Annotated in this window: 2 protein-coding genes; both read right to left on the reverse strand. The window is 66.3% G+C overall.

Translation table 11 applies throughout. The features are described 5' to 3' along the window. Positions 1–350, reverse strand: a 350-nt coding sequence (locus tag AC0L3A_RS40350; protein WP_085357185.1) for a chemotaxis protein CheW, incomplete at its 3' end; no start/stop codon positions are given. 24 nt (positions 351–374) lie between these two features. Next, positions 375–3,116 (reverse strand): hybrid sensor histidine kinase/response regulator (locus tag AC0L3A_RS40355; RefSeq protein WP_473256541.1); only part of this gene is annotated, 2,742 nt, incomplete at its 5' end.

The following is a 3,116-nucleotide window of genomic DNA, read 5'->3' on the forward strand; positions in this document are numbered from 1 at the left end:
ACGGGGTTTTCTTCCATGCCGTCCTCGGCGAGCCGCAGCACTTCGCCGATCTGGTCGATCAGGAGGCCGTAGGATTCACCGCGCAGATCGACACCGACCGCCATCGGGATCTTGCCGTCCTCGGGCTTGGGCAGGCCGAGCCGGGCGCGCATGTCGACCACGGTGACGATGCGGCCGCGCAGGTTCAGCACGCCCGCGATCTCGCGCGAGGACAGCGGCACGCGGGTGACGCGCTCGGGCATGAACACGTCCTGGACGCGGGAGATCGGCAGGCCGAACAGCTGGCCACCGATCATCGCGGTGACGTATTCGACCATGGCGCCTTCGCCGGACTGGGTCTTCTTGGTCATGTTAGTTTCTCCTGATCCCGCTGGTTACGCTGCTGCGCGGCTCAGCTCGGAGGCGCCGGCGGCGCCCGCGGTCTGTTCCTTCAGCGCCGCGATCAGACCGGGACGGTCGAACTTGGCGACATAGTCGTGGAAGCCGGCCTGACGGCCGCGCTCGATCGCCGCCGGCGACACCAGCGCGGAGAGCCCGATGATCGGCATCGCGCCCAGATTGCTGTCGGAGCGGATGGTCTCGGCAAACTCGAACCCGTTCATGTCGGGCATCTCGATGTCGGTCAGGACCACGTCGAAGGTCTGCGCGCGCAGCGCGGCCAGGCCCTCCTGCGCGGTCGGCGCGGTGCGGACGCGGTAGCCGGCGGCCTTGAGCACCGGGGCCAGCATGTTGCGGAAGAACGCCGAGTCGTCGACCAGCAGCACCGATTGCGAGTGCAGCGACGGCTTCATCTCCTTGCGGGTGAACCAGTCGGAGAACGCCATCGGCAGGAAGTGGCCGACGTCGATCACCTCGGTGGCTTGGCCCTTGATCACGGCCGAGCCGAGAATGCCGGAGGAGGAGCCGCCGACCTCGATGTTGAGCCGTTCCTCGACGATGTCGATGATCTCGTCGACGACGAGGCCCATGGAGCGGCCGTCATCGGAGAACACCAGGATCGGCTGGGCGCCCTGGCTCGCGATGGTGACGCTCTCCATGGCAACGAGCGGCATCAGCTGCTCGCGGTACTGCACCATGTAGCGGCCGTTCGAGAACTCGATCTTGTCGGCCGGGAGTTCTTCCAGGCGGGTGACGAGCCCGAGCGGGACCGCCTTGGGCTGGGACGAGCCGGCGCGGAACACCAGCAGCGAGGTGGTCTGCTCGCCACTTCCGATGCTGTGAGCCCCGTTCTCGCTGTTCATGTCATGGGCCGAGGAGCCGGCGGCGCCGAGCGCCTTGGCAATGCCGTTGGGGTCGATGATCATGATGACCGCGCCGTCGCCCAGGATGGTATTGCCCGAGAACATGTCGATGTGACGCAGCTTCGTCGACATCGGCTTGACCACGATTTCTTCGGTGTGGAACACGCCGTCGACGACGATGCCGAAGGTCTGGCTGCCGACCTGCGTCACCACGATGAAGCCGTTCTCGGGATCGGAGACGGCGCCGTCGTCGATCTTGAGCAGCTTCTTGAGATGGATCAGCGGCAACAGCTTGTTGCGCAGCCGGAGAACCGCGGTGTCCTTGATGCGCTCGATGCGGTGCTCCGAGTTGGCGCGGGCCCGCACCAGCTCGACCACGGAGAGCTGCGGGATCGCAAAGCGGTCGCCGGCGGCTTCCACGATCAGCGCGGAGACGATGGCGAGCGTCAGCGGGATCTTGATGGTGACGGAGGAGCCTTCGCCGGCGACCGACTTGATGTCGATGGTGCCGCCGATCTGGTCGATATTGGTGCGCACCACGTCCATGCCGACGCCGCGCCCCGACACCGAGGTGATGGCGGCAGCAGTGGAGAAGCCCGGCGCGAAGATGAACTTGTGGATCTGGGCTTCGCTCATCTTCTCGAGCTCGGCCTCGGTGACCAACCCTGAGGAGATCGCCTTGGCCTTGATCCTGTCGGTGTTCAGGCCACGGCCGTTGTCGGCGATGCAGATGATGATGTGGCCGCCCTCGTGATAGGCGGACAGGCGAATGGTGCCCTGCTCGCCCTTGCCGCCGGCGAGACGCTCGGCCGGAGTCTCCAGGCCATGGTCGGCGGAGTTGCGCACCATATGGGTGAGCGGGTCCTTGATCAGGTCGAGCACCTGGCGGTCGAGCTCGGTGTCGGCGCCGTGCATCTCCAGCTCGATCTGCTTGCCGAGTTCGCTCGAGAGGTCGCGAACGATGCGGGGCAGCTTCTGCCAGGCATTGCCGATCGGCTGCATGCGCGTCTTCATGACGCCTTCCTGCAGCTCGGCGGTGACGTTGGACAGCCGCTGCAACGGCACCTTGAACTCGGTGTCCTCGTTGCGGCGGGAGATCTCCAACAGCTGGTTGCGGGTCAGCACCAGCTCCGAGACCATGGTCATCAGATGCTCCAGCGTATCCACGTTGACGCGGATCGACTGGTTGGCGATGCTGGCGCCCTCGGCGGCGCCCTCGTCGGCGATCGACTTCTTCGGCGCGGCCTTCTCCTTGGGCGCCTTGGTCTCTTTGGCGACAGGCGCCGGATCTTCAGCGGCGGGTGCGGGCTCAGCCTTGACCTCAACCTTGGCAACCGGGGCCGGGACTTCGATCGGGGTTTCGCGGAAGGCGCGCTCGAGCTCGTCGAGCGACACTTCGCCCGGACGCAGCGGGCGCTCCAGGGTCTGGTCGGCCAGCACGCCGGAGGTCGGCGCGGCTTCAACGGCGACAGGCGCTTCCGGCACCAGCGGCGGCGCTTCAGCCTCGGGAGCAGCAGCACCCGCCGCCATGGCCGCCATGCCCTGCTCGACCATCGCTTCCAGCTTGTCGATGAGATCGCGGTCGGTGCCCTCGGGCTCGGCTTCGGTCGCCTCGAGGCCTGACAGGATTTCCTTGATGCGGTCGATCGAGGCCAGGATCACCGTCACCGCGCCGGCCGTCACCGGCATGCCGTCACGGAATTTGCTCATCAGCGTCTCGCCGGCATGCGCCAGCGCTTCCAGACGCGGCAATCCGAGGAAGCCGCACGTGCCCTTGATGGTGTGGACCAGCCGGAAGATGTTATCCAGGATCTTGGCGTTGTTCGGCTCCTGCTCGAACTTCACCAGCTGATTGTCCACGGTGTCCAGGCTCTC

The organism is Bradyrhizobium sp. MI1.3, assembly GCF_055811695.1.